This is a genomic window from Mesorhizobium sp. M8A.F.Ca.ET.218.01.1.1, assembly GCF_004791165.1.
Taxonomy (GTDB): domain Bacteria; phylum Pseudomonadota; class Alphaproteobacteria; order Rhizobiales; family Rhizobiaceae; genus Mesorhizobium.
Genome location: NZ_SRUZ01000006.1, coordinates 472229 through 494858 on the forward strand (window position 1 = coordinate 472229; position 22630 = coordinate 494858).

Sequence of the window (22630 nt, forward strand, 5' to 3'; positions counted from 1 at the left end):
TCATGGCAACCATGACCGCCGAGGAGATGCTGTCGATCGAGGCGCGCCACCCGCAGGTTTTCCGGCGCCCCGCATACAAGCGCTTCGGTCCGCTGCTCCTGTTCGTTGGCACTCTCCTCTATCTGGTCTATGCCTTGTGGTTCTTCAGCCTGCCGCAGGTATTGCGTGAATCGCATTGGGAGCGACTGCCACTCTTCCTGACGCAGTGGATCAGCTACGATCTGCAGCCGGAATTCCGTCTCGACCAGCCGGAGATCATGCCCAAATATCCGCGTTTCTCCGCACTGGGCGACAATCCCAATCCGGATTGGGTAATCAAGAATGCCGACGGGTCCTTCACCGTGCGGATCGACGGCCAGGCCAAATCCGTCACCTTCGACAAGACCTATGCGACGATTGTCGCCAATGGACAGACAGTGCCGGTGGCGCTGACCAGCGGCAAGCCGGTGGTCTCGGGTCCGGTGCCCGACTGGATGACGGTTCACGATGACGAGGTGGTCGCCAAGATGGGCTTTGTCGGCGAGGTGCGCGTCACCGTCGACCGGGTCAAGGTGCGCAAGCGCTTCCTCGGCTGGGCGAACTTCGTCTTCGACACACGCTCGCCTTTCTTCGGCAAATCAGTGGGGCAAGTGATTTCGCTGATCATATCGGGACCCGAGCTGAAACCAGGCACCTCGAACCTCGCGCTGGCCGGCGACAACATCTGGAACAACGCCCAATGGCAGCACGGCGACGTCTGGACGAAGCTCCTGCAGACCATCGTCATGGCTTTCCTCGGCACGCTGCTCGGCGGCATCGTCGCCTTCCCGCTTGCCTTCTTCGCGGCGCGTAACATTACGCCAAGCGGCGTGCTCAGCCAGGTCCTCAAGCGCTTCTTCGACTTCATGCGCTCGGTCGACATGCTGATCTGGGCGCTGTTCTTCACCCGCGCCTTCGGCCCCGGCCCGCTGGCCGGCAGTGCCGCGATCTTCTTCACCGAGATCGGCACGCTCGGCAAAGTCTATTCGGAAGGTCTGGAGAACATCGACGACAAGCCACGTGAAGGGGTGCTTTCGACCGGCGCCAACGGCCTTTTGGTGCAGCGCTACGGCGTTATGCCCGAAGTGATCCCGATCTTCATCAGTCAGACCCTCTACCAGTGGGAATCCAACACCAGGGGCGCCACCATCATCGGCGCGGTCGGCGCCGGCGGCATTGGCCTGAAACTGTGGGAAGCGATGCGCACCAACTCCAACTGGGCCAACGTCTTCTACATGGTTCTGCTGATCCTGCTCGTCGTCTTCATCTTCGACAACATATCCAACTTCCTGCGCCGCAGGTTGAGCCGGACGATCCACGACTACAATAGGATCCAGGCCCAGCAAGGATAACGATCTCGCCTCAGGGCATGTTGAGATTCGGGTCAGGCCGAGTCGAAAATGCAGGGTTACGAGAACCGGAGCGGAGCGTACTTTTTGGGTACGTGAGCACCGGAAGCGCAGGAACCCTGCATTTGCAGACCGGCCTCACCCGAATATCGACGTGCCCTAAGCCTAAGCCGCCTTCTTCCACCCGTCCCTGATATGCTTGTATCCCTCGCGATAGACCGCTTCCGGCGTCTCGGAAAAATCGCGCCACACTTTCGTCGCCGCCGCCAGATCCTTCAGCGAGCGCCCGAACGCCTCGATGGTCAGCCAGTCGTCATAGCCGCTCTTGCGGATCGCCGCGAAAGTCTCTTTCCAGGGAATGTTGCCGCGCCCCGGCACGCCGCGATCGTTCTCCGATATGTGGATATGCACGACATTCCTGCGGTGCTTCGTATAAGCGCCGATCGGGTCGGCCTCCTCGATATTGGCGTGGAACGTGTCGTACATCGCCTTGATGTGCGGCCGGTCGATGACGTCGACATGCTCCGACAGGTCGGCCATGGTGTTGAGAAGATAGCATTCGAAGCGGTTCAGCGCCTCGAGCCCGATGGTGACGTTGCGCTTGCCGGCATGGTCACCAATGGCGCGCTGCGAGGCGACGGAGCGTTTTTTCTCGGCGGCTGTCGGCCCGGCTCCGGAAAAGGCGCCCAGCGTCGAATGCAGCGGTCCGCTCAGCGTGCGGGCGCCAAGCGCATCGGCGCAATCGATGGCCCATTTCATGTAATGGACACCAGCCTTGCGCGTTGCAGCATCGGCCGAGATCAGGTTCATCGAGGGATCGCCCATCGCTGAAACCGCCGTCCGCTCCAACCCGATGCGGTCGAGCAATTCGCCCAGTTTCCGGTAGTCGTCCGGCGTCCCGGCGAAGATCGGTATCTCGACACCGTCGAAGCCGGTTGCCTTGATGTCGCGAAGCAATGGCTCGTGCTTCTTCGACACCGCCGTCGTCCACAAGAACATGCACATGCCGATTTTCATCGACGCCCTCCCCATTTTCAAGGCCGGCTGGTTGTTCCCGCCAACTTCGCGCCAAGCCCCTCATCCGGCCGCTACGCGGCCACCTTCTCCCCGAGGGGAGAAGAGACTGACGCCGGCACCAGCGACCTCCTCTCCCCTCGGGGAGAGGTCGGATTGCCCCGAATTGCCCTTCGCAATTCGGTTGGCAATCCGGGTGAGGGGGAATTCCGCGCTTGCCAGGCCCCCCTTACAGCTTCGTCCACGCCCCATTCTTCTTCGACGACTTCACACAGGCTTCGATGAAAGCCATGCCTTCGACGCCGTCCTGAATGGTCGGGAAGACGACATCCTTTGCCGGCTTGCCGCCCTTGCGCCGCGCCGCGCGGATGGCGCGTGCGGCCTCCTGGTAGATATTGGCGAAGCCTTCGAGATAGCCCTCGGGGTGGCCTGACGGAACGCGGCTGACGCGGCCTGCCACCGGCAACGCGCCGGCGCCGTTGCGGGTGATCAACTGTTTCGGCTGGCCGAACGGCGTGTACCAGAGATAGTTGGGATCGGCCTGCACCCACTCCAGCCCGCCCTTCGAACCGTAGATGCGCAGCTTCAAGCCGTTCTCATGACCGGGCGCCACCTGGCTCGCCCAGATCATGCCCTTGGCCGGATGCGTTTTTCCCGCCGGTTTGAAACGCAGCATGACGTTGACGTTGTCGTCGAGCAGCCTCCCCGGCACGAAGGCATCGAGATCGGCCGACAGCGAGTCGAGCTCGAGCCCGGAGACGAAGCGGGCGAGGTTATAGGCATGGGTGCCGATGTCGCCGAGCGCGCCGCCGGCCCCCGCCTGCTTGGGGTCGCCGCGCCACGACGCCTGCTTCTGGCCGGTGGCGGCCAGGTCCTCGGTCAGCCAGTCCTGCGGATATTCCGACTGCACGATGCGGATGTCGCCAAGCACGCCCTTGGCCACCATTTCGCGCGCCTGCCGCACCATCGGATAGGCGGTGTAATTGTGGGTGAGCACGAACACCTTGCCGGTCTTTTCGACTATCGCCGCAAGCTTTTTCGCCTCTGCCAACGTGGTTGCCAGCGGCTTGTCGCAGATCACGTGAATGCCTGCTTCGAGGAAAGCCCTGGCCGCCGGCACATGGACGTTGTTGGGAGTGACGATGGCCACCGCCTCGATGCCATCCGGGCGCTTCGCCTCGGCCTTGGCCATTTCCGCGTAGGACGCATAGCTGCGCGAGGGATCGAGCCCGAGTTCGGCGGCCGAGGCCTTGGCGCGTGCCGGATCGGACGACAGGGCGCCCGCGACGAGCACGAAATCATTGTCCAGTCGCGCCGCGATCCGGTGCACCGCGCCGATGAAGGCGCCTTGCCCGCCGCCGACCATGCCGTAGCGGATCGGGCCGCCTCCCGTTTCCGACTTCGATGCGCCAACCATATTTTTCTCCCTCGTATGAAATACCCTCCCCAAAGGGAGCGAAAGCCGTGTCAAATTCCCATCATGGCGCGCAGCAGCTTCTTGTCCGTGGTGCCCGCGGCGAAATCGTCGAATGCCTTCTCGGTCACCCGGATGATGTGGTGCTGGATGAAGGGGGCCCCTTCGGCCGCCCCGTCCTCAGGATGCTTCAGGCAGCATTCCCATTCCAGCACCGCCCAAGAATCGTAATTGTACTGCGTCAGCTTGGAGAAGATGCCACCGAAATCCACTTGCCCATCACCGAGCGAACGGAAACGGCCGGCACGGTTCGTCCAGCTCTGGTAACCGGAGTACACGCCCTGCCGGCCGGTCGGATTGAACTCGGCGTCCTTGACGTGGAACGCCTTGATCCGCTCGTGATAGATGTCGATGAATTCGAGATAGTCGAGCTGCTGCAGCAGGAAGTGCGAAGGGTCGTAATTGATGTTGCAGCGCTTGTGGCCGCCGACGGCGTCGAGGAACATTTCGAAGGTGGCCCCGTCGAACACGTCCTCCGAAGGATGGATTTCGTAGCCGACATCGACACCATTGTCCTCATAGGCGTCGAGGATCGGCTTCCAGCGCTTGCCGAGTTCGCCGAAGGCTTCCTCGATCAGACCGGCGGGCCGCTGCGGAAAAGGATAAAGGTAGGGGAAAGCCAACGAGCCGGTGAACGACACCGAGGCATTCAGCCCGAGATTGCGCGATGCCTTGGCACCGAACTTCATCTGTTCGACGGCCCATTCCTGCCGCGCCTTCGGGTTGTTGTGCACCGATGGCGGCGCGAAACCATCCATCTGCGCGTCATAGGCCGGATGCACCGCTACCAATTGCCCCTGCAGATGCGTTGACAGTTCGGTGATCTCGACCCCGGCGTCAGTGCAGATGCCCTTCACCTCATCGCAATAGGCCTTGGAAGACGCCGCCTTCTTGAGGTCGAACAGGCGCGCGTCCCAGGTCGGGATCTGCACGCCCTTGTAGCCGAGACCGGCGGCCCATTTGGTGATCGACGCCAGCGAATTGAACGGCGCGGCGTCGCCCGCGAACTGCGCCAGAAACAGTCCAGGGCCCTTCATTGTCGTCGGCATCGGCATCCTCCTCATTTTGTCGCGACCAAGCATAGCGCCGATTGGAAGCAGGGCCAGCCATTTTGGTCTTTTCGAACCAGGCGCCTTACAGGCACGGCCATTCTGGTATTACCAAATGGGGGATTTTGGTCAAGCCCGACAATGTCACGGCAAAGCCCTCCGCATATCCAAAATATCGGCACATAACGCAATACAATCAATGTTATAATTCACACAGGAAGTAGCGTCTCCACGCTTCTTGCCGTTCCAGGGAATTTGCTGTAGACCTCGCTTCAGGCCCAATTGGTCGAACCAGTTTGCGGGAAAAGGCTGGGGATGCCTTGGGGAGGAAACCCTTGCGTCGTCTTCCGGCGATGCATGTCGCAGGCAAACCATACGGACGAATCTGGGAAGGACAGACCATGCATCTTTCGACGCACAACTGGATGCGCGCGGAACCCCTTGAGACGACGCTCAAGCGCATCAAGAAATTCGGCTATGAGTCGATCGAGATTTCCGGCGAGCCCGCGCAGTACAAGACCAAGGAGACGCGGGCGCTGCTGAAGGAGCATGGCATCCGCTGCTGGGGCGCGGTGACCCTGATGTTGGGCGAACGCAACCTCGCCGCCAGGAACCAGGGCCAGCGCGAGCGCTCCGTGCAATACGTCAAGGACGTGCTGACGATGGTCAGCGAACTCGACGGCGAGATCATCACGCTGGTTCCGGCAACCGTCGGCAAGGTGGTGCCGGACGGCACCGAGGAAGAGGAGTGGAAGTGGGTCGTCGACGCGACCCGCGAATGCTTCACCCACGCCAAGAAGGTCGGCGTCAAGATTGCCGTCGAACCGCTGAACCGCTTCGAGACCTATCTGTTCAACCGCGGCGCACAGGCACTGGCGCTGGCAGATGCGGTGAGCCCCGAATGCGGCGTCTGCCTCGACGCCTACCACCTCCACATGGAGGAATTTAACGTCCATGACGCCATCCGGCAGGTCGGAAAGCGCCTGTTCGACTTCCATGTCGCCGACAACAACCGCTTCGCCGCCGGCCTCGGCCAGATCGACTGGCCCAGGATCGTCGCGACCTTGAAGGAAGTCGGCTATGATGGCGCGCTGACCAACGAGTTCGTCGCCCCGGTCGACCGCACGCCGGCGGCACCCTATCCCGACATGGTTGAGCGCCACCCGGTCGATATCTCGCCCGAGCAGCTGAAGTTCATCCAGGATCACGGCTCCAGCGTACTCACCGAGAAATTCTACACCGACCAGATGCGCATCACCGCTGAAACGCTGTTGCCGCTGATCAAGTAGTCGACCGCCTCTGGGAATTTGCCCTTCCGCCCTGGCCGGCGGCGGGGCTGGGGAAAAATATGCGCATCAAGACAGTCCAGGCCTGGTGGGTCCGCGTCCCGATCGAAGCCGCGAAGCAGCATCGCAGCGACTTCGGCCAGGTGACGACCTTCGACGCGGCCATCCTGCGCATCGAAACCGATGACGGGCTGGTCGGCTGGGGCGAAGGCAAGAATGCGGCCGGCAGTGCCGGCAGCTATGGCGCCCTCGTCCATATGCTGAACCAAGAAGTCGGGCCGCAATTGATCGGCCGCGATCCGGCCGATATCGGCGTCATCTGGGAAATGCTCTACAACGGCGTGCGCCACCAGAGTGCCGCCCATGCAGGCCACGCCATGCCGCAGCTGGCGCGGCGCGGCATGAGCGTCGCCGCCATCAGCGCCGTCGACATCGCGCTCTGGGACATCCTGGGCAAGTCGCTAGGCCAGCCGGTCTGGCGGCTTCTCGGTGGCCGTAAGGTCGATCGCATGCAGGCCTATGCCTCCGGTGGCTGGGCGTCGGCCGATGCCATCGGCGAGCAATTGAAATCTTATATCGCCAGGGGCGGCTTCAAGGCGCTGAAGATGCGGGTGGGCGCCATGGATGGCGCCGCGCATATTTCCGCGGCTCGCGTGCGCGCGGCACGCCAGGCGCTCGGCCCCGATGTCGATCTGATGGTCGATGCCCACGGAACCTATACCGTGGCGGAAGCCAAGCGCTTCATCCACCTCGTCGGCGATCTCGATCTCGCCTGGTTCGAGGAGCCCGTGATCGCCGACGACAAGCCGGGCATGGCCGAAGTGCGCGCCGCCGGCGCCGTTCCGATCGCCACCGGCGAAAGCGAGGCGACGCGCTATGCCTTTCGCGACCTCGCCGTGCTCAAGGCCGCCGACATCTTCCAGCCGGATCCGGCCTTTTGCGGCGGCATCAGCGAGGCAATGAAGATCGGCACCATCGCCAGCGCCTTCAATTTGCGCTTTGCGCCGCATCTATGGGCCGGCGCGCCCTGCTTCTTCGCCGGGCTGCATGTCTGTGCCGCATCGCCTTCGAGTTTCACGGTCGAATATTCGCTCGGCGCCAACCCGATGATCCACGATCTGGTCGATGAGACTGTCGAAGCGAAGGACGGTATGATAGCGATCCCGGAAAAGGCCGGATTGGGATTCACCATTTCGGAGCGATTCCTGGAGGCGCACGCGCAACGCAATTGACGATGAAAGAAAACAACCTTCTCGCGGAACTCGCCGCCTATCTGTTCTCCCACTCGGACAAGGAGAGCGGCCGCACGCCTTCCGAACGCGAGTTGGCTGAGCATTTTGGCGTCAGCCGCGGGCAGATCCGCGAAGCGCTTGCCATCCTCGAAGCCATGCGCATCGTCGAGCGCCGCGCCAAATCAGGCATCTACATCGACACCAAACAGGCGAGCGTGGAGGCGCTGGCGCTGTTCGCACGCGCCGGCCTGCCGCTCGATCCCATGCAGATTTATGAAACGGTCGAGTTGCGCAAGATCCATGAGATCAAGGCCGCGGAGCTTGCCTGCTCGCGCGCCACCGAGGAAAATTTCGAACGGCTGCGCGAAATCCTGAAGGCCTCCGAGGAGCGCATCGCCGCTGGCGAAGGCTTGGCCAAGGAGGACCGCGAATTCCACCTCGAAATCGTGCGCGCCACCAAGAACAGCGTCTTCCACAACATCTGCAGCGTCTACTATCTGATGGGCGAGCAGCGCCTGCCGATCTACTTCAACGATCCCGAACGCAGCGTGCGCTCGCATGCCGAGCACGTGCAGATCTACGAGGCGCTGCTGCGCCGCGACGGCAATCTCGCCCAGGCGCTGATGAGCGCCCATCTGCAAGGCGCCGAAAGCTACTGGAAGGGCCTGATCGAGGGCGGCATGGCGGCTTCGCCCGCAGGCGCGGCGCTCGAAAAGGCCTGACCGTGACCCAGACCGTGCCAAAGATCCTGTCGACCCATCCGCTGCACCCGCGCGCCTCGGCCAAGCTCGCCGGCGCCGGTCAGCTGGTGATCGCTTCGGCGCTGGACGCCGGCACATTGGCCAGGGAGGCCAAGGATGCCGACATCGTCATCGTGCGGGCGCCGCTGCCGCCGGCGCTGTTCGAGGGCGCCTGGAAGCTGAGGGCCGCAATTCGCCATGGCGCGGGGCTCGACATGATCCCGATGGAAGCAGCCGCGGCAGCCGGCGTGCTGGTGGCTAACGTGCCGGCGGTCAATGCCCGCTCGGTCGCCGAACATGTCATGTTCACCGCGCTTGCGCTGCTGCGGCAATTCCGCAGGGTCGACCGCGACCTGCGCGCCAAGGGCTGGCTTGCCGGCCGCGAGCATGCCAACTCCAACATCGAACTCGCCGGCAAGACCATCGGCATCGTCGGCCTCGGCGCAGTCGGGCAAGCCGTCGGGCATATCGCCGCGCACGGCTTCGACCTCAAGGTTGTGGCAACGACGCGCAGCATGCAGCCGGCGCCGGAAAAAGTCGGCTTCCTGTCGATCGACGCGCTGGTCGAGCAGAGCGACATCATCGTGCTCTGCTGCCCGCTGACGCCGGAGACGCGCGGCCTGATCAGCCGCGAGCGCATCGCCCGCATGAAACCCAACGCACTGCTGATCAACGTGTCGCGTGGGCCGGTCGTCGACGACGACGCGCTGATCGAGGCCTTGCGGCAGCGCCGCATTGGCGGCGCCGCGCTCGACGTTTTCTCGACACAGCCGCTACCGGCAAATCATCCCTATTTCGGCTTCGACAATGTCATCATCACCCCGCATATGGCAGGGATTACCGAGGAATCGATGATGCGCATGGGCGTCGGCGCGGCCGGCGAGACCCTGCTGGTGCTGGCCGGCAAGCTGCCTGTCAATCTGCGCAATCCCGAAGTGGTCGATCATTACCGGCGGCGGTTTCCGGCCGACACGTGAAATACACCGCGGTTTCGCTTCAATTGTTGGTGACGCTGAAAGTCATGTTGTATCGTCGCTTGGCATCCTTGGTTCTCGCCGCGTGTTCGACCGCGGCCTTGCCTGCACTCGCTGCGGCAGAGGGCAGCGACTATGTCTACTGCAGCAATGGAATCGTCTGCTTCAGAGACCCTTGTCCCTCGGGTAACGCGCTGGATCTGGCCACCGGCAAGGTCATCAAAGGCGTGGCGCTCAACACCACCGAATTGGCGCTGCAAGACAGGGCCGCACCCGACACTTCCGACAAGCTCCACGCGGGACAGCTCGTCGTCAGAGGATCGATCCAGCATCGCGGTGAGCCGAACGAGCCGCCCATGCTGGTCGTTACGCGTATCGAACGCGCCTCTGGCAAAGCCGAGCGCAGGCGCTGCGCGGCGCACTGATTGCCGTGGGCACGCTGCTCGTCACAGCAGCCTCTCCACTTCAGCCGCTATCCGCAGCAGACGATGGTCGTGGCCGTTGCGCGCGACCAGCATCAGGCCAGCCGGCAGCGCCGTGCCCGGCATTGGCAGCGAGATCGCGCAGAGGTCGAACTGGTTGGCGACCTGCGTGTTGCGCAGCAGCAGTCCTTCGGTGCGGTCGCGCAGCTCGGCGTCCTCGGCCATGGAGGCGATGGTCGGGGCGGTCACCGGTGTGGCCGGCAGAGCCAGGAGATCGACCGACGCCAGCCGCTCGTCCATGGCAGCGACCAGTGCGGCGCGCCGGCGCAGCGCCCTGATATAGACGGGCGCCGGCAGCAGCGCCGCCCGCGACAAGGGTCCACTCACATGCGGGTCGACCGGCGCCGGCGCGCCTGCCGCCAGCCAGTCGGCATGCACCTCGGCGCCTTCCATGGCGGCGATCGAACCGCGCTTGGTGGCCGCACGAAACTCCGCGATCATGTCGTCGATCGACAGATCCGCAATGTGCGCGCCGGCCTGTTCGATCCTGCCAAGACAATGCTCGAAGGCCGCGGCAACCCCGCCTTCTATGTCGCCGAAAAGAACGCCGCGCGGAATGCCAATGCGAAGCCCGGCGAGTGGAATGGCGGCCAATTCGTTCGGCGCCTCGCCGGCCATCACCGCGTCGGCGGCTGCGCATTGCGAGACGGTTCGGGCGAGCGGCCCGATAGAGTCCAACGTGCCCGAAAGCGGAAAGGCGCCGGTCAGCGGCACGCGCCGTGCTGTCGGCTTGAAGCCGACGACACCATTGAGCGCCGCCGGGATGCGGATCGAACCACCGGTGTCGGACCCGATCGAGATGTCGCTCGTCCCCTCGCCGACAGACACGCCGGCGCCCGAGGACGAACCGCCTGGAATGCGCCCTGGGTCGACGGGATTGCCGGGCGTTCCGTAATGCATGTTGTCGCCGATCGCGGTGAAGGCGAATTCGGTCATGTTGGTCTTGCCGATGATGACCGCACCGGCTTGCCGAAGCCGGCCGACGATGGCCGCATCGCGCTGAGCCGGCGCGGCGGTCTTGCGCATCAGCGAGCCCGCCGTGGTCGCTTCGCCGGCGACATCGAACAGATCCTTGATCGAGACAATGGTGCCGTCGAGCGGCCCAAGAGTCACGCCGGCTCGTTTGCGGGCATCGCTGGCGTCAGCCGCGGCCCGTGCGGCTTCGGCATAAAGCTTCGTGTAGACCTTCTCGTCGGCTGCACGACTGGCAAGACGTGACAGGATGTTTTCGAGACGGTCGCGGATTGATTGCATGTCGATGTCGGACTCCGCCAGGATAGAACGTCCTTCGGGCAAGCAGCCGCCAGGCCTGCCGAAGGAATAACCCGGCCAGCGTGCCTTTGCACCGGCCAGCGACAGGAAGATACTGATGCTGTACAAGGGCAGCTGCCATTGCGGCAAGGTTGCGTTCGAAATCGAGGGCGAGCTCGAGGGCGTCGTTCGCTGCAATTGCTCGATCTGCGCCCGCAAGGGTGCGCTGCTGTGGGCCGTGCCACATGACAAGCTCACACTCGTCGCCTGGGGCGATGACCTTGGCCGCTACACATTCGGCGAAGCGAAAATAGCACACCGCTTCTGCCGAACCTGCGGCATCCATCCCTTTGCCGAAGACATCAGCGAAAGCGGCGAACGCAGCGCCTACGTCAACATCAACTGCTTGACCGGTCTCGACCCGTCCACCTTGTCGATCTTCGACTTCGATGGGCGCTCGGCCTGAAGCAGTTCTGCTCTACCGGTAGCCTGTTGCATCGGCTGGTTTGCCGGCATCCTGAACCTCCGGAACATAGCGCCAGGCATCGGGTCGCGAGCCGTCCAAATCGGTGAAACCATAGACCTGCGCCAGCCCGCCGCTGGACAGCGACTGGCCGTTCCAGCGCGAGCGATCCGGATCCGTGGCCAAAGCGGCGACGGCGCGGCCGACGAAGCGCGGCGTTTCGGAGATGACGAAATGGGGCACTTTCGCCGTGGCGTCGCGCCAGTTTTCTTCGGCGACGCCATAGATCTCCAGCATCATTTCCGAACGCATCCAGCCCGGCGTCAGCGAGACCGACGTGGCGCCGTGTTTTGCAAGGTCCTTGGCGTGAGCCCAGGCCATGCGGTTCACCGCCACCTTGGCAAGGTCGTAGAAAGGCGACAGGCGATAATGCCGGGCATTGTATTCGGCGGTGCCGTCGGTGATCTCGACAAGCAGCCCGCCCGGCCGCTCGATCATCAACGGCAAGGCATGGTGCGCGGTGATCAGATGCGTGTCGATGGCCAGGCGCAGCATGCGCAGGCCGTTCTCCAGATTGTGCTCCCAGACCGGCTTGTCCCATTCGAACAGCTTTTCGCCGCCCCAGATATCGTTGACCAGTATGTCGAGGCGACCCTGCTCGTCACGGATGCGCTCGACCAACCTGCGTACTTCATCGGCGATGAGATGATCGACCTTCACGGCGATGCCCGTGCCGCCGTTCACGGTGACCAATTCAGCCGTCTCCTCGATGGTCTCTGGCCGGGCATACTCGGATTGCTGGCCGCGCGTGCTCCGCCCCGTGACATAGACGGTGGCGCCGGCGGCGCCGAGTTCGACCGCTATGCCGCGCCCGGCGCCCCGTGTGCCGCCGGCAACCAGGGCAACTTTCCCTTGCAACGTCATTGAACTCTCCCAAAACAGCACCATCGATCAAATCCGAGCTGGCAAACGCCGCTCGCAACATATATAAATGATCATTCGGTTATATTGGAATGTCAAGATGACCCGTCCCAAAACCCGGTCCGACGAACAGGTGCTGGAAGCAGCCTTGCGATTGATCCACGAGCCCGGGCCGGAGGCGCTTACCTTCGAGCGTCTGGCAAAAGCCTGCGGCCTGTCCGGCGCAACCCTGGTGCAGCGCTTCAAGAACAAGGCGCGGTTGAAGCAGCGCACCTTGCTGCATGCCTGGGATGATCTCGACGACAAGACCAGAACGCTGGCCACCGGCGTTGCTAGAACCCCGGCCGGTGCCATCGAATTGCTGGTGGCGCTGTCGCAGGGCTATGGCGGCATCGAGTCCTATGCCGAGGGCCTGCTCGTCTTGCGCGAGGATCTGCGCGATCCTGTGCTCAGGGCGCGCGGCGCTACCTGGAAGGCATTCCTGTGCGCTGCTCTTGCGGCCTGCTTCGCTGAAATCGACGACCCGCCACCAGACGTCGGCCTGCTGATGGCGTCGCACTGGCAAGGTTCGTTGCTATGGTGGAGCTTTGATCCGACCATCGAAGTGGCCGTCTATGTCGAGGACAGTCTCAACCGCTTCGTCGCCGCCATCACAACGGCAACGGCCCGAAAACCGTAGTGGTTCTCGGGCCGTTGCCAATGGTAGCTGTTGGGAGAGACTATTCGGCCTGCCTCGGGCCGCGCAGGAACACCACGATGGCAGCCAGCAGCGTGGCGACGCCGCAATAGGCAAAGGCACTGGCGACGCCGGCATGGTCGACCAGCAGGCCGCCAAAGACGGCGCCCAGCGCAATCGCCACCTGGAAGGTTGCAACCATCAGACCGCCGGCGCTCTCGGCCTGGTCGGGTGCTGCCCGTACCAGCCAGCTCTGCAGCCCGACCGGCACCGCGCCGAAGGCAAAGCCCCAGGCCGCGACGGCAGTGGCGGCGATCGTGGGCGACGCGCCAAGGATCAGCATCGAGGCGGCCGCCAATGCAATCAGCAGAGGCGCCAGCGCGATGGCGGCCTTGAGGTTGCGTTCGGCGAGGATGCCGCCGGCGATGTTGCCGAAGAAACCGCCTATGCCGTAGGCCAGCAGCACCAGCGAGATCGTCTCGATGTTGAGCACCGGCACCTTCTCGAGGAAGGGACGGACATAGGTGAAACCGGCAAAGTGCCCGGACGCGACCAGCAGCACGACCAGCAGGGCAACCCTGATCGACGGCCGCTCCAGCACTTCGAGCAAGGTGCGGAAGCTCGCGACGCCCACCGGCGGCAGTTTCGGAATGGTCGCCAGTTGCACCAGCAGTGCCAGCGCCCCGACGATGGTCGCGATCATGAATGCCGTGCGCCATCCCCAGATGTCGCCGACATAGGCGCCGACCGGAGCCGCGGTGACGGTGGCAAGCGACACGCCGGTCAGGATGATCGACATCGCCCGCGGCATCAGCCGCATCGGCACCAGCCGCAACGCCATGGCGGCCGACATGGCCCAGAAGCCGCCAAGGGCCACGCCGAGCACGACGCGGGCCAGCAGGAGCATGGGCAGCGACGAGGCAAAGGTGGCGAGAAGGTTGGACAGGATAAGGAACGCCGTCAGCATCCACATCACCAGCCTGCGGTCCATGCGCCTTGTGATGATGGCCATGGTGGGAGCGGCGATGGCGCCCACGATCGCGGTCGCCGTCACCGCTTGCCCGGCAACGCCTTCGCTTACGCCGAGATCGCGCGCCATCGGCGTCAGCAGACTGGCGGGCAGGAATTCGGCGGTGACCAGACCGAAAACGCCCAGGGCGAGCGAGACCACGGCACCCCACGCCGGTTCGGTTCGTTCATCGGATTCGGCGGGGTCGAGAAGTGCGGCGTCAATGGCGCCTGTCGCGGGTTCGGCCATGGTCAGTCTCCGATCTGTTTGCGGCGCCACATAGAAAACAACCGGGCTCTGGCATCACCCGTTACATGCTTGCCGTCGTGGCTTGGCTATGCGGCCGGTCTTCGATTTGTTTGCAGCGCAGCATTTGGCTGCACCGCAACATGGGAGTGACGAGTTGGAGTTTCCATGCTAGAAACGCCGGAATGAATTACAATTCGTCCAAAATGGCGCAGCCGACTTCCGGTGATCCGCTGACCGACATGCTGCGTGGATTACGGCTCGACGGCGTCGACTACGGCCGCTGCGTGTTGGGCGAGCCCTGGGCCGTTTCCTTTCCCGCACAGAAGGCGGCTCGGTTTCATTTCATCGGCCAGCAGGGCTGCTGGCTGTTCTCACCGGCCAAGGAGTGGATCGAACTATCCGTGGGCGACGCGCTTTTGATCCCGCGCGGCGACGCGCATGTCCTGGCCAGCGCGCCCGGCGTGCCCCCGGTGCCGATCGGCCGCTACACGATCGAACCGGTGTGCGAAAACATCTACGACGTCTCCAACGAGTGTGGCGGCCCCAAGACCTTGCTGTTTTGCGGCAGCATGCATTTCAATCTCGACGGCTCGCACCCGCTGCTCGACATGATGCCCAACCTGATGCAGGCGCATAAGCTGATGGCGAACGCACCGGGCATTCAGCATCTGCTCGACGCGATGGCCGGCGAAGTGACGATGGACCGGGTCGGCTCCGGCGGAATCCTTGCCCGCCTTGCCGATGTGCTCGCCGCCACGATCATCCGCTCCTGGGTCGAGAACGGCTGTGGCGATGCCACCGGCTGGATCGCGGCCGTCCGCAATCCCGACATCGGCAAGGTGCTGGCGACCATCCACCTGCAGCCGGATCGCGACTGGAGCGTCGAGGCGCTGGCGCGGATGATGGGAGCCTCGCGCTCCGCCTTTGCCCAGCGCTTCGCCACGGTGGTCGGAGAGACGCCGGCCAAATATGTGCTGCGCGTGCGCATGCACCAGGCCAGGCAATGGTTGGCCCGGGATGGCATGAGGGTGTCGGTGGCGGCGGCGAGACTGGGCTATGATTCGGAAGCATCCTTCAGCCGCGCCTTCAAGCGGGTGATGGGCGTGGCGCCGAGCCATCTGCGCCACATTGGTGCCGGCGAAGAGCCGTCCTGACGTCAGGCAGCCAAATCACGCCAATCCCTCCCGGCTGGAGGAATTGCCAGGTCTTTTGGACGCGGCGTCATTGCCGGCCGGCTTCCGGCGGATAGGCTGGCCCGTGGAGGAAATCCCATGGCCAATCATTTCGTACTGCTCGCGCTTGGTGTCCTGCCGGTCATTCCAGGACGCGCCTTTGCTCTCGAGGACAGCTATCTGCCGGCAGGCAAGATCCCTTACGTCGCCGAGGCGACTGACCAGCCGCAGCGCCTGGGACCACTGTGGGGCGAAAGGGCCAAGGGGCCCGCCGGAACCTTGCTGAAAGTCCCGGGCAACTGGCGCGCCCCCGTGCACGCGCACACCGCCGACTATCGCGCCGTGGTCATCCAGGGTCTATGGGCGCACTGGCAGATGCAAGGCGGCGAGGCGAGCAAGGTCGAACTGCCACCTGGATCCTACTGGACCCAGAAGGCCGATGAGATGCATGACGACGCCTGCCTCTCGCAGACGGAATGCGTGATCCTGTTGATCAACGACACGCCCTACGAGACCTACCTGCCGAAATAGCCGCGCCTTATGACGCGTGCCGCAAGCTGACTCCACTGCCCTTGTCGAACAGCACCACCTTGTCGGGGTTCCAGGCAAAGCGCACCGGTTGCTCGATCGCGACATCGGTCCTGGCCGGCACCGTGGCGCGCAGGGTTGTATCGCCGACCCGCAGCGTCAGGATCTTTTCCACGCCATGGTTCTCGACGTCGTGGACACGCGCCTCGACCGGGGCGCCGCTTTCCAGATACACATCCTCCGGACGGATGCCGAAGACGAGCGGGCGACCCTCGGTCGCCCCACTCGCCTTGGCTCCCCCTGCAAACGGCAGTTCAAAATTCAATGGCGCCATCACCGCGCGGCCGTTCACCAGCCTGCCGTCGATGAGGTTCATCGGCGGCGAGCCGACGAAGCTCGCCACGTAGGTGTCGCGCGGGTTGTTGTAGATCTCGTGAGGCGTGCCGGTCTGGATGATGCGGCCATGGTTGAGCACGCCGACTTTGTCACCCATCGACATCGCCTCGATCTGGTCGTGGGTAACGAACAGGAAAGTGGCGCCGAGCTGTATCTGCAGGTTCTTCAACTCGGTGCGCAGCGCCTCGCGCAATTTGGCGTCGAGCGCCGACAGCGGCTCGTCCATCAGGAACACGCGCGGCTTGCGCACGATGGCGCGGCCGATGGAGACGCGCTGCATCTCGCCGCCGGACAGCCGGTCGGTCTTGCGGTCGAGCAGGTGCTCGATCCGTAGCGTGCGGGCGGCGCGGTCGACGCGGTCCTTGATCTCGGCGTCAGGCAACCTGCGGATCTTCGGCTTCAGCGGAAATTCGAGGTTTTCGCGCACCGTGTAGCGCGGGTAGAGCGAATATTGCTGCAGCACCAGCGCCACGTCGCGCTCGGCCGCGCCCCAGTCGGCAACGTCGACCCCATCGATGAAGACCTGCCCCGCGCTCGGCTTCTCCAGCCCGGCGATCAGCCGCAGCGTGGTCGTCTTGCCGGCGCCCGTTTCGCCGAGCAGGACGAAGAATTCGCCATCGGCGATGTCGAGGTCGAGGCCGGTCAAGGCCGTGTGGTTACCGAACGTCTTGGAGATATTCTTGAGCTGGATATGGGCCATCAGAGCCTCACCTCAAGCGACTTGCCGCTTGCCTTGTCGAAGAAATGCGCCTGCGTCGGATCGATCCTGGCAAAGACCTTTTCGCCGGGGCCTGAAATGAAGCCGCTCTTGGTGCGGGCACGCAGCATATTGGAGCCGACCTTGAGGTCGACGATGTCGAAGGAGCCGAGCGGTTCGACGATCTGCGTCTCGACCGCCATGAAGCCGTCGGCCGCATCGCGGCGAATGAGCACCCCTTCGGGCCGGATGCCGAGCGCCAACGCGTCGCCGGCATGACCGTTGAGCTTCGACAGCAGCGTGCGCGGAAACTCGAAGCCGGCGGCCGCGTCGCCTAGGGTCACCGATGCGGCCGAGGCTTTCTCGGTCACGGCCGCGTCGGCGACATTCATCACCGGGCTGCCGACGAACTGGGCCACGAACAGATTGGCCGGCTGCGAATAGACCTCGTCGGGCGTTCCCACCTGCTGCAACACGCCCTCGTGCATGATGACGATGCGGTCGGCGAGGCTCATCGCCTCGATCTGGTCGTGCGTGACGTAGATGGTGGTCGAGCCCTGCTTGATGTGCAGCCGCTTGATCTCGGCCCGCATCTCTTCGCGCAGCTTGGCGTCGAGCGCGCCGATCGGCTCATCCATCAGCATCGCCTTCGGCCGCCGCACCAGCGCCCGGCCGATCGCCACCCGCTGCATGTCGCCGCCTGAAAGCGCCGACGGTTTTTTGGCCAACAGGTCTGAAATTTGCAGCGTCTTGGCGACCGAGCGTACTTCCTGGTCGATCTCTGTTTTGCTCTTGCGCGTGGCGCGGAGCGGAAAGGCGATGTTCTCGTAGACGCTCATATGAGGGTAGAGTGAAAACGACTGGAAGACCATGGCGATATCGCGGTCGGCCGCCTTCAAATGCTGGACCGGCTTGCCGTCGATGAGGATGTCGCCCTCGCCGATGGTTTCCAGTCCGGCGATGGCGCGCAACGTCGTCGTTTTGCCGCAGCCGGACTGCCCAAGCAGCACGATGAACTCATTGTCCGCGATCTTGAGGTTGAGGTCCTTGATGACCTGGACGGCACCGAAGAATTTCTGGACGCCGCGAAGCTCTATCTGGGTCAATGCTGTGCTCCCGGATTTCGCGTATCCGCGCCATGGCCGGTGCCGGCCTCTTCCTCTGGCGCTATCTTCGAGGTGATGTTGAAACCGATCAGCCCGATCAGGATGATGGTCAGGCCGTAGCTGTGCAGCAGCATGTTCCACGGCTGGCAGAGTGCGACGATGCCGAGCACCATCAGCACTTGGCTACCGGGCTCCAGATATTTCTGATTGATGGCGCGAAAGCTCATTTGCGGATCGCTCCGAAGGACATGCCGCGCAGCAGATGATTGCGAAGCAGGAAGGTGAAGATGGCGACCGGCAGCAGGAACAGGAAGGTTCCGGCGGCAATCACCGTCCAGTCCGGCAGGCCGGAGCCGACCTGGCTGGGAATGAACGGCGGCGCCGTCTGGGCGCGGCGGTTGGTCATGATCAGCGCGAAGGCATATTCGTTCCACGCGGTGATGAAGCAGAACACGGCTGTGGCGGCGATGCCGGTGGCGGCCTCCGGCAGCACGATCTTGAAGAAGGCTTCCATGCGTGTGTAGCCGTCGACGAGTGCCGCCTCCTCATACTCCTTCGGGATTTCGTCCATGAAACCCTTCATCAGCCACACCGAGAAGGACAGGTTGAAGGCAGTGTAGAGGATGATCAGGCCGATATGGGAATCGTTGAGGCCGACCGCGCGGTACATCAGGAACATCGGGATCGCCACCACCACCGGTGGCAGCATGCGTGTCGACAGGATGAAGAAGAGCAGGTCCGCCTCTCCTTTCACCTTGAAGCGAGAGAAGCCGTAGGCGGTGAACGTGCCCATGCCGACAGCCAGCACCGTCGAAGTGATGGCGATGATCAGCGAGTTCAGGAAGCGGCTCGGATAGCCCGACCACTGCACCTGGCCCTTGCCGTCGCGCACGATCTTTTCACCGCCGTCGAACACGACGCGCTCCCACCATGGGGCGGCCGCGTACTCTTCCGGCGAAGGCGGACTGCGCAATTGGGAGCGCTTGGTGAACAGCTTCACGAAGGGCGATATCTCCGGCTGGAAGACGACGGTCGGCGGAATGGTGGTGGCAAGATTGCGCGGCTTGAACGCCGTCGAGGCGATCCAATAGATCGGCGCCAGGAAGATGATGGTCACCAGCAGCACGGCGACGATGGCGACGCGGTTGAAGGTGATTTCGGAAGAAGTGCGGACGGCCGCCATCTCAGCGCTCCTTCACCTTGTTGAGATATTTGACGTAGATGTTGGTGATCGCCAGCACCATGATCAGCACGATGTAGGCCATCGCGCAGGAGCGCCCGGTCTGCCATTCCTGGAACGCCATCTTGTAGAGCCGGATCGATATCAGCTCGGCCGTCGGCTGGCTGGTCAGGATGTAGGCGAGGTCGAAGGTCTTGAACGCTTCCATGGTGCGGAAAATGACCGCGATCATCAGGATCGGCGCGACCAGCGGCAGGGTGATGCGGAAGAAGGTGTAGAACGGCCCGGCGCGGTCGATCGCGGCGGCCTCATAGAGATGCTTCGGCACCGCTGACAGGCCGGCCAGCGACAGCAGCATGACGAAGGGCGACCACATCCAGATGTCGGTCAACGCAACGGCGTAGAGCGCCATCTTGGGATCGGCCAGCCACTCGAAATTGCCGAGCCCGAGCGCATAGTTGATGACACCCCATGATGGGTCGTAAAGCAGTTTCCAGAACAGCCCGACGACCGCCATCGACAGCATCATCGGCAGCAGCAGCAGCGTGGTGATAAGACCCTTGAGCGGGATATCCCGGTTGAGCAGCATCGCCACGCCGAAGCCGACAAGCAACTGTCCGACGACCGAGACAATCACGTATTTCGCCGTGATGGCGAAGTTCGACCAGACGTAGGGGTCGTTGAGCAGGTCGCGATAGTTCTGCAGCCCGACGAAATTCGCCGGCGCATTGGTCGACGCGCGAAAATCGGTGAAGGAATAGCCGAGCGAGTAAATCAGCGGAAAAATGTTGAAGACGATCAGGAACAGAACCGTCGGAATGATGAAGAGATTGCGGATGGAGATATCGCTCAGGCCGCGCGCCGCGGCGCGCGAGGATCTGTCGAGGGTGGTGATCATCGTGGTCGCCAAGACCCTGCTCCCGGTTCAAGAAAAAGAAACGGAGGAGGCGACACCGCCCCCTCCGCGGGACATGAAGGATTATTGCACGCGGCCGTATTTCTTGAAGGTCGCGTTCCAGTCTCCAGCCAATGCGTCCAGCGTTTCCTTGGCGGTGCCACTGCCGCCGATCATGTAGGGGTAGATGCGCTGGTTGAGCTGCTGCAGCAGTTCGGCGTATTCCGGCACCGCCCAGAAGTCCTTCACCTTGAACATGGTCTCGTAGAAGGCCTTGTTGTAGGGCGTGGCGTTCTGGAACTCAGGCGACTTGAGCACTGCCTGGCTACAGGTGTAGCCGCCGAGGGCCGCCCACTTCTTCTGGGTCTCGTCCTTGATGAACCATTCGAGGAACTTCATCGCCTCGTCCTGCTTCTTCGAATACGAGATGACGGAGATGCCTTGCCCGCCCAGTGCGGCGAACTGGTCGCCATTTGGACCGGGAGGGTTAGCGAAGAAGCCGGTGTTCTTGGCATTCGGGTTCGAGGCCTCGTTGATCAGCGAGGGGAAGAACGCGAAGAAGTTCATGCTCATCGCGGCCAGGTTTTCCGTGATTGCCTGGTTGTCCTCGACGAAGAACGATTTAGCCCAGCCCGGAGGTGTGAACTTGTAGAGTTCTTTGTAGGCATCGAGCGCGGCAACCGCCTTGTCGGAGTTGATATGGCCGTCGACCTTGTAGGTCGTGTAATCGCCCAATTCACCGCCATAGGAGAACAGCGCGTTCTCGAAGCCCATCGCCATCGCGTCATAGGAATTGTCGGTGTAGATGGCGATGCCGTATCTCTTCTGGTCCGGCCGGTGGAAGAACTCCGCGATGTCACGCAGCGCCTTGAAATCCTTCGGCACGTCGAGGTCGTAGCCATACTTGGCCTTGAAGGCTTCCTTTTCCTTGGGATCCTCGAACCAGTCCTTGCGATAGGACCAGCCGACGGCGTCGCCCTCGAGCGGGATCGCCCAGTATTTGCCGCTGTTGCCGGGATACTCGGCATAATATTTCACCGTCGCCGGTGCCATGACGTTGCCGAGATCATGCTTCTTGAAGAAGTCGGTCAGGTCGACATAGTGGCCGCCGGTGGAGCCGGCCCCGAGCCACTGAGAGTCGCCGACGACCAGGTCATAGGCGTCGCCATGGGCGTTGAACTCGGTGAAGGCCTTGGTCTGGAAGTCGGACCAGGGCGTGGTTTCCACCGTGATCTTGACGCCGGTTTCCTTCTCGTACTCGTTGCCGAGTTCCTGCAGGTAATTGGCCGGATCCCACTCCGCCCAGAAGATGGTGAGCGACTTTTCCTGCGCGTAGACGGACGTTCCGCAGGCAAGCGTTAAGCCGATACCAGCAAGCATGCTGGTCACTAACTTGCGCATAATGATTTCCTCCCTTGTGCGCATTCTACCCTGTCTTGCGAGCCGGCGACGGAGCCGGCCCTGGTAGTTCCTCCCGTGGTCGCGCTTTCCGAATTCGGAGCCTCCTCGCCCTGTCCGGAAATGGATCGCAGCCCTCACTTTCGATCCGCTTTTCTTTCCAAATCTGGTATTACCAATTGTGAATGCCCGTCAAGCCCTTTCTTGAGCAGTGATGTCGGACAAAGTCGGCGAATTCCAGACTTATCCACCTGTTTTCTCTATATTTTCCTACTCATTGATACGCTTTGGCCTTGTACGGACTTTTGCATTGGAACTATTATCGCTAGTTGACACCCAAATCTGGTAGAACCAGATAAGCGCTATTTCTGTGTCGTTGCCTGCATGATCCGGGCCGTATCGACGGCCGACTCCGCGATCGCCGCGCGCACCAGCGCGCGCGCCGCCCATTGCGCGACCGACATCGTCCGGCGGCTGTCCAGCCCCCATATATCCTTGAGCACGATCAGCACCTCCACACCGAAGATCAGCGACAGCGCCTGCGCCAGCCGGTTGAAGTCGCGCGGCGGCAAGCGGCCCTCGAGTGGCGCCAGCGCCTCCTTCAGCAATTCGACCCGATGGCCGCGCGTGAAGGCCGGCTCGCCGCCCAGCGTGCCCGCCTGGCGCCGCGCCCATTGATCAAGCGACAACTTCAACGCTGCCTTGAATGTGGCCTCGAAGGCCTCGATGCGCGGCATGGCCGTGTCGAACAGTTCGGCCACGCGGCGCTCGGCATCGGCGGCGGTGGATTTCCAGGTGAGGATCGGCCCGAGCCCCTCGTCGACGACCGCCTGCACCAACGCTGACTGGCTCGGAAAATAGCGATAGGCGGTGGCGCGGGACACTTGCGCCGCCTCCGCCACTTCGCTGACCGAGGGGGTGACACCCGCCTGCATCAGCCTTGTCGCCGTCTCCAGCATCAGCCGTTTCGTACGCGCGCGGGGTCCGCGCTCGGCTCTCTCACCGGTATCGTCGTTCGTTGCCGGTTGTTGACGTGAGACATCCATACCAATACGATACGCGCGTCTCAAA

23 protein-coding genes are annotated in these 22630 nt (G+C 63.0%); 10 read left to right on the forward strand and 13 right to left on the reverse strand.

The genetic code is table 11. From position 1 onward, the window contains the following. The first annotated feature begins 2 nt into the window (after positions 1–2). Positions 3–1370, forward strand: coding sequence for a phosphonate ABC transporter, permease protein PhnE (phnE, locus tag EN861_RS23545; protein ID WP_135865828.1), 1368 nt, complete (start codon positions 3–5; stop codon positions 1368–1370). A gap of 162 nt (positions 1371–1532) precedes the next feature. On the opposite strand, the gene EN861_RS23550 is transcribed toward phnE, so the two are convergent. The 3 genes from EN861_RS23550 to EN861_RS23560 all read right to left on the reverse strand — a co-directional run bounded on the left by EN861_RS23550 (position 1533) and on the right by EN861_RS23560 (position 4904). Then, positions 1533–2384 (reverse strand): sugar phosphate isomerase/epimerase, encoded by an 852-nt coding sequence (locus EN861_RS23550; protein WP_135865831.1) that lies wholly within the window; start codon positions 2382–2384, stop codon positions 1533–1535. A 226-nt stretch (positions 2385–2610) separates the two neighbouring features. Beyond that, on the reverse strand, positions 2611–3798 hold the full coding sequence (locus EN861_RS23555) for a Gfo/Idh/MocA family oxidoreductase (RefSeq protein WP_135865834.1): 1188 nt from the start codon (positions 3796–3798) through the stop codon (positions 2611–2613). Between the two features lie 50 nt (positions 3799–3848). After that, positions 3849–4904: a sugar phosphate isomerase/epimerase gene (locus tag EN861_RS23560; RefSeq protein WP_127277894.1), complete on the reverse strand. Its 1056-nt coding sequence runs from the start codon at positions 4902–4904 to the stop codon at positions 3849–3851. Positions 4905–5305: 401 nt separating this feature from the next. Between EN861_RS23560 and EN861_RS23565 the strand changes: the two genes are divergently transcribed. From EN861_RS23565 to EN861_RS23585, 5 genes are read left to right on the forward strand one after another with little or no spacing between them, the layout of a single operon-like run. Further along, entirely contained in the window at positions 5306–6193 is an 888-nt protein-coding gene (locus EN861_RS23565; RefSeq protein WP_127277895.1) for a sugar phosphate isomerase/epimerase, read from the forward strand. A gap of 59 nt (positions 6194–6252) precedes the next feature. After that, positions 6253–7422, forward strand: coding sequence for a mandelate racemase/muconate lactonizing enzyme family protein (locus EN861_RS23570; RefSeq protein WP_127872324.1), 1170 nt, complete (start codon positions 6253–6255; stop codon positions 7420–7422). Positions 7423–7424: 2 nt separating this feature from the next. Next, a complete protein-coding gene (locus EN861_RS23575; RefSeq protein WP_127872323.1) occupies positions 7425–8144 on the forward strand; it encodes a FadR/GntR family transcriptional regulator in 720 nt (239 codons plus the stop codon). 14 nt (positions 8145–8158) lie between these two features. After that, the gene (locus tag EN861_RS23580) at positions 8159–9139 is read left to right on the forward strand and encodes a hydroxyacid dehydrogenase (protein WP_127872362.1); all 981 of its coding nucleotides are present in this window, start codon (positions 8159–8161) and stop codon (positions 9137–9139) included. Next, on the forward strand, positions 9136–9561 hold the full coding sequence (locus tag EN861_RS23585) for a hypothetical protein (RefSeq protein ID WP_245512088.1): 426 nt from the start codon (positions 9136–9138) through the stop codon (positions 9559–9561). The genes EN861_RS23580 and EN861_RS23585 overlap by 4 nt, the downstream gene beginning before the upstream one ends. 21 nt (positions 9562–9582) lie before the next feature. On the opposite strand, the gene EN861_RS23590 is transcribed toward EN861_RS23585, so the two are convergent. Continuing rightward, a complete protein-coding gene (locus EN861_RS23590; protein ID WP_135865892.1) occupies positions 9583–10872 on the reverse strand; it encodes an amidase in 1290 nt (429 codons plus the stop codon). A gap of 115 nt (positions 10873–10987) precedes the next feature. Here EN861_RS23590 and EN861_RS23595 point away from each other — a divergent pair, with 115 nt between their 5' ends. Beyond that, positions 10988–11335, forward strand: coding sequence for a GFA family protein (locus tag EN861_RS23595; protein ID WP_127279578.1), 348 nt, complete (start codon positions 10988–10990; stop codon positions 11333–11335). Between the two features lie 12 nt (positions 11336–11347). On the opposite strand, the gene EN861_RS23600 is transcribed toward EN861_RS23595, so the two are convergent. Further along, the gene (locus EN861_RS23600; RefSeq protein WP_135865836.1) at positions 11348–12256 is read right to left on the reverse strand and encodes an SDR family oxidoreductase; all 909 of its coding nucleotides are present in this window, start codon (positions 12254–12256) and stop codon (positions 11348–11350) included. Positions 12257–12353: 97 nt separating this feature from the next. Between EN861_RS23600 and EN861_RS23605 the strand changes: the two genes are divergently transcribed. Continuing rightward, positions 12354–12932, forward strand: coding sequence for a TetR/AcrR family transcriptional regulator (locus tag EN861_RS23605; protein WP_245512089.1), 579 nt, complete (start codon positions 12354–12356; stop codon positions 12930–12932). Positions 12933–12972: 40 nt separating this feature from the next. On the opposite strand, the gene EN861_RS23610 is transcribed toward EN861_RS23605, so the two are convergent. Next, a complete protein-coding gene (locus tag EN861_RS23610) occupies positions 12973–14187 on the reverse strand; it encodes an MFS transporter (RefSeq protein WP_135865840.1) in 1215 nt (404 codons plus the stop codon). A 182-nt stretch (positions 14188–14369) separates the two neighbouring features. On the opposite strand from EN861_RS23610, the gene EN861_RS23615 reads away from it, so the two are divergent. Further along, positions 14370–15341 carry an AraC family transcriptional regulator gene (locus tag EN861_RS23615; RefSeq protein WP_127279575.1) on the forward strand — a complete coding sequence of 324 codons (972 nt, stop codon included), beginning with the start codon at positions 14370–14372 and terminating at the stop codon, positions 15339–15341. A gap of 117 nt (positions 15342–15458) precedes the next feature. Continuing rightward, positions 15459–15890 (forward strand): DUF4437 domain-containing protein, encoded by a 432-nt coding sequence (locus EN861_RS23620; protein WP_135865843.1) that lies wholly within the window; start codon positions 15459–15461, stop codon positions 15888–15890. A 7-nt stretch (positions 15891–15897) separates the two neighbouring features. On the opposite strand, the gene EN861_RS23625 is transcribed toward EN861_RS23620, so the two are convergent. The 7 genes from EN861_RS23625 to EN861_RS23655 form a co-directional block, all read right to left on the reverse strand. Then, on the reverse strand, positions 15898–16983 hold the full coding sequence (locus tag EN861_RS23625; RefSeq protein WP_127872317.1) for an ABC transporter ATP-binding protein: 1086 nt from the start codon (positions 16981–16983) through the stop codon (positions 15898–15900). Then, the gene (locus tag EN861_RS23630) at positions 16983–18086 is read right to left on the reverse strand and encodes an ABC transporter ATP-binding protein (protein ID WP_135865845.1); all 1104 of its coding nucleotides are present in this window, start codon (positions 18084–18086) and stop codon (positions 16983–16985) included. The genes EN861_RS23625 and EN861_RS23630 overlap by 1 nt, the downstream gene beginning before the upstream one ends. After that, complete coding sequence (locus tag EN861_RS23635) at positions 18083–18313, reverse strand: hypothetical protein (protein WP_127279269.1); 231 nt, start codon at positions 18311–18313, stop codon at positions 18083–18085. The genes EN861_RS23630 and EN861_RS23635 overlap by 4 nt, the downstream gene beginning before the upstream one ends. After that, positions 18310–19269 (reverse strand): carbohydrate ABC transporter permease, encoded by a 960-nt coding sequence (locus EN861_RS23640; protein ID WP_127279270.1) that lies wholly within the window; start codon positions 19267–19269, stop codon positions 18310–18312. The genes EN861_RS23635 and EN861_RS23640 overlap by 4 nt, the downstream gene beginning before the upstream one ends. 1 nt (position 19270) lies before the next feature. Then, entirely contained in the window at positions 19271–20176 is a 906-nt protein-coding gene (locus tag EN861_RS23645; protein ID WP_015315632.1) for a sugar ABC transporter permease, read from the reverse strand. 69 nt (positions 20177–20245) lie between these two features. Continuing rightward, positions 20246–21562, reverse strand: coding sequence for an ABC transporter substrate-binding protein (locus EN861_RS23650; RefSeq protein WP_127279271.1), 1317 nt, complete (start codon positions 21560–21562; stop codon positions 20246–20248). A 359-nt stretch (positions 21563–21921) separates the two neighbouring features. Then, positions 21922–22605 (reverse strand): TetR/AcrR family transcriptional regulator, encoded by a 684-nt coding sequence (locus EN861_RS23655; protein ID WP_135865847.1) that lies wholly within the window; start codon positions 22603–22605, stop codon positions 21922–21924. Positions 22606–22630 lie beyond the last annotated feature (25 nt).

Coding starts and splice junctions, on each gene's coding strand:
- EN861_RS23620 (WP_135865843.1), top strand. CDS start 15,459: ATGGCCAATCATTTCGTACTGCTCGCGCTTGGTGTCCTGCCGGTCATT.
- EN861_RS23625 (WP_127872317.1), bottom strand. CDS start 16,983: ATGGCCCATATCCAGCTCAAGAATATCTCCAAGACGTTCGGTAACCAC.
- EN861_RS23570 (WP_127872324.1), top strand. CDS start 6,253: ATGCGCATCAAGACAGTCCAGGCCTGGTGGGTCCGCGTCCCGATCGAA.
- EN861_RS23550 (WP_135865831.1), bottom strand. CDS start 2,384: ATGAAAATCGGCATGTGCATGTTCTTGTGGACGACGGCGGTGTCGAAG.
- EN861_RS23560 (WP_127277894.1), bottom strand. CDS start 4,904: ATGCCGACGACAATGAAGGGCCCTGGACTGTTTCTGGCGCAGTTCGCG.
- EN861_RS23640 (WP_127279270.1), bottom strand. CDS start 19,269: ATGGCGGCCGTCCGCACTTCTTCCGAAATCACCTTCAACCGCGTCGCC.
- EN861_RS23555 (WP_135865834.1), bottom strand. CDS start 3,798: ATGGTTGGCGCATCGAAGTCGGAAACGGGAGGCGGCCCGATCCGCTAC.
- EN861_RS23590 (WP_135865892.1), bottom strand. CDS start 10,872: ATGCAATCAATCCGCGACCGTCTCGAAAACATCCTGTCACGTCTTGCC.
- EN861_RS23600 (WP_135865836.1), bottom strand. CDS start 12,256: ATGACGTTGCAAGGGAAAGTTGCCCTGGTTGCCGGCGGCACACGGGGC.
- EN861_RS23650 (WP_127279271.1), bottom strand. CDS start 21,562: ATGCGCAAGTTAGTGACCAGCATGCTTGCTGGTATCGGCTTAACGCTT.
- EN861_RS23655 (WP_135865847.1), bottom strand. CDS start 22,605: ATGGATGTCTCACGTCAACAACCGGCAACGAACGACGATACCGGTGAG.
- EN861_RS23565 (WP_127277895.1), top strand. CDS start 5,306: ATGCATCTTTCGACGCACAACTGGATGCGCGCGGAACCCCTTGAGACG.
- EN861_RS23615 (WP_127279575.1), top strand. CDS start 14,370: ATGAATTACAATTCGTCCAAAATGGCGCAGCCGACTTCCGGTGATCCG.
- EN861_RS23610 (WP_135865840.1), bottom strand. CDS start 14,187: ATGGCCGAACCCGCGACAGGCGCCATTGACGCCGCACTTCTCGACCCC.
- EN861_RS23635 (WP_127279269.1), bottom strand. CDS start 18,313: ATGAGCTTTCGCGCCATCAATCAGAAATATCTGGAGCCCGGTAGCCAA.
- EN861_RS23605 (WP_245512089.1), top strand. CDS start 12,354: ATGACCCGTCCCAAAACCCGGTCCGACGAACAGGTGCTGGAAGCAGCC.
- EN861_RS23575 (WP_127872323.1), top strand. CDS start 7,425: ATGAAAGAAAACAACCTTCTCGCGGAACTCGCCGCCTATCTGTTCTCC.
- phnE (WP_135865828.1), top strand. CDS start 3: ATGGCAACCATGACCGCCGAGGAGATGCTGTCGATCGAGGCGCGCCAC.
- EN861_RS23595 (WP_127279578.1), top strand. CDS start 10,988: ATGCTGTACAAGGGCAGCTGCCATTGCGGCAAGGTTGCGTTCGAAATC.